Annotated in this window: 2 protein-coding genes; both read right to left on the minus strand. The window is 73.1% G+C overall.

Going from position 1 to position 3125, the window contains the following annotated elements:
* Positions 1 to 1985, minus strand: a 1985-nt coding sequence (gene pflB / locus ACTUAL_RS14030; protein WP_440900546.1) for a formate C-acetyltransferase, incomplete at its 3' end; no start/stop codon positions are given.
* 335 nt (positions 1986 to 2320) lie between these two features.
* Positions 2321 to 3125, minus strand: an 805-nt coding sequence (locus ACTUAL_RS14035) for a hypothetical protein (RefSeq protein ID WP_440900547.1), incomplete at its 5' end; no start/stop codon positions are given.

Genomic DNA, 3125 nt, shown 5'->3' on the forward strand with positions numbered 1-3125 from the left:
GTCAGCGAGATCCCGCCGCGCGCGTCCGCGTTGGGCAGCTGCGACACCGACCGCGCCGCCGCGACCAGCCCGCGGTGGGCCCTGCCGTTCTTGGGGTTCGCGCGGGGCGCGAACGGCTCCCCGGCCCGCCGACCGTCCGGCGTGTTCCCGGTGTGCCTGCCGTACACCACGTTCGAGGTGATCGTCAGCACCGACTGGGTGTGCAGCGCCCCCCGGTGCGCCGGGTACCTGCGCACCTTCTCCATGAAGTCCCGCACCAGCCCGGCCGCGATCGAGTCCGCCCGGTCGTCGTTGTTGCCGTACCTGGGGAAGTCGCCCTCGACCTCGTAGTCGACCGCCAGCCCCGTCTCGTCCCGCACCACCCGGACCACCGCGTGCTCGATCGCCGACAGGCTGTCCGCGGCCACCGACAGCCCCGCGATGCCGCAGCCGAGCATCCGCTGCACCGGGCTGTCGTGCAGCGCCATCTCGATGCGCTCGTACGCGTACTTGTCGTGCATGTGGTGGATGACGTTCAGCGCGTCCACGTAGGTCCGGGCCAGCCAGTCCGACATCCTGTCGAACGCGGCCCGCACCTCGCCGATCTCCAGCACGTCGCCGGTGATCGCCGGGAACTCCGGCCCGATCTGCTCGCCGGTCACCTCGTCCCGGCCGCCGTTGATCGCGTACAGCAGCGCCTTCGCCAGGTTGGCCCGCGCGCCGAACAGCTGCATCTGCTTGCCCACCCGCATCGGGGACACGCAGCAGGCGATCGCCGCGTCGTCGCCGAACTGCGGCCGGATCAGCTCGTCGTTCTCGTACTGGATCGAGCTGGTGTCCACCGACACCCGCGCGCAGTACCGCTTGAACCCCTCGGGCAGCGCGGGCGACCACAGCACCGTCAGGTTCGGCTCCGGCGCGGGCCCGAGGTTGTACAGGGTCTGCAGGAACCGGAAGCTGGACTTGGTCACCAGCGGGCGCCCGTCCTCGCCCATGCCGCCGATCGACTCGGTCACCCACGTCGGGTCGCCCGAGAACAGCTGGTCGTAGGCGGGGGTGCGCAGGAAGCGCACGATCCGCAGCTTGATCACCAGGTCGTCGACGAGCTCCTGCGCGCCCTCCTCGGTCAGCGCGCCCGACGCGAGGTCCCGCTCGAAGTACACGTCGAGGAACGTCGAGACCCGGCCGAGCGACATGGCCGCGCCGTTCTGCTCCTTCACCGCCGCCAGGTAGCCGAAGTACACCCACTGCACGGCCTCGCGCGCCGTCGCCGCGGGCCGGGAGACGTCGCCGCCGTACGAGGCGGCCATCTCCTTCAGCTCGCCCAGCGCCCGGATCTGCTCGGCGATCTCCTCGCGCTCGCGGATCACGTCCTCGCTGGACGGCACCTCGTTGAGCGCGGCCCGCTCGTCCTTCTTGACCTGCACCAGCCGGTCCACGCCGTACAGCGCGACCCGCCGGTAGTCGCCGATGATCCGGCCGCGCCCGTAGGCGTCCGGCAGGCCCGTGATCACGCCCGCGCGGCGCGCGCGCATGACCGCCGGGGTGTACGCGTCGAACACGCCGTCGTTGTGGGTCTTGCGGTACTTGGTGAACACCTCGCGCACCGACGCGGGCAGCTCGTAGCCGTACGCGGCCAGGCTGTTCTCCACCATCCGCAGCCCGCCGTTGGGCATGATCGCCCGCTTGAGCGGCGCGTCCGTCTGCAACCCGACGATCAGCTCCTGCGCCTTGTCCAGGTAGCCGGGCCGGTGCGAGGTGATGGTGGACGGCGTGTGCCGGTCCACGTCCAGGATCCCGCGCCTGCGCTCCTCGGCGAACAGGCCGGACAGGTCCCGCCACAGCCCGGTGGTGCGCTCGGTCGGCCCGCTCAGGAAGGCCGAGTCGCCCAGGTGCGGCGCGTAGTTGTCCTGGATGAACCCGCGGACGTCGATCGAGTCGCGCCAAGCGCCGCCCTTGAAGCCGCTCCAGGCGTCGAGTCCGAGTCCTGCGGAGACCGCCGTCATGATCATGCACCCCTTAGCTCCGTGCCCACCTGAATCGTTCCGCCTGCGGGTCGGCGGACACAGGGCCGGAGGGCCCGCGCGGGCCGGGACCAGTGGTCCGCACTTGCCCGGCCAAGGCGCTCAACCGCTGGTCACGGGGGGTGAGAGGGTGCTCTCCCGGCGTGGTCGCGGGAACCCTCGGAGGGCCTTCCCGTGACCTTCTTCCCAGGGGTTTCGGGACGTGTGCGGGCTTCCGCTCAGCGGTGGCGCACCGGTGACCCTGGGCTTCCGCTCAGCGGTGGCACATCGGTGACCTGCGGCTCCCGCTCAGCGGAGGTGCGGCGGCGCCCGAGCGCTCAGCCCTCCCACGGGGCGACGTGGGGCCCGGTGAGCCGCTCGAAGTCCAGTCCGCTCGGGTCCTGCCCCGCCGACAGCCCGGCCAGCACCCGGCCCTGCCGCCGGGCCAGCGCCGCGATCACCCCGGCGGGCGCCACCGCGCCCAGGTCCGCAGCCGCGCCCTCGGCCTCCCCGCCCTCCCCGGCGTCCCCGGCGTCCCCGCCCTCCCCGCTCGCCGGGGCCGCCGTGTTGTACCAGTTCCCCAGCACCTCCAGCACCAGGTCCGTCACCAGCACCGCCCCCACCCCGTGCACCGTGTCCGCCGCCCCGTGGAACACCCCGGCGTGCAGCGTCAGGTTCCGGGTCGCGTACACCGCGTCCAGCACCGTCGTCATCCGGTGCTGCTGCCGCAGCAGCCACTTCGCGCACCGCTGCGGCGAGGTCAACCGCCCCCGCCAGTCCCGCGCCTGCCGCACCGCCAGCGGGTGCAGGTGCTCCAGCAGCTCCTCCAGCGGCGACTCCGGGTCCACCAGCGCCCCGACCCACCTGTTCAGGTCGTCCAGGTGGTACCGGTACCGGTAGGGCGCGTGCTCGGCCACCCTGGCCAACCCGCCCTCCAGCACCCCGGTGAGCCGGTCCCGCTCGCCCACCGCCGCGTCCCGCACCACCTCGGCCTCGTACAGCCTGCGCTCCAGCACCTCCAGGTGCCGCCCGCTGCGCCCCGGCAGCGCCGCCCTGGCCTGCTCCACCGCCGACCCGGCCAGCGCCGCCCGGTTGCGCGCGTACCCGAGCCGCGTGGTCACCGACAGCCGCACGCACCGGTGC

Source organism: Actinosynnema sp., from assembly GCF_052038725.1.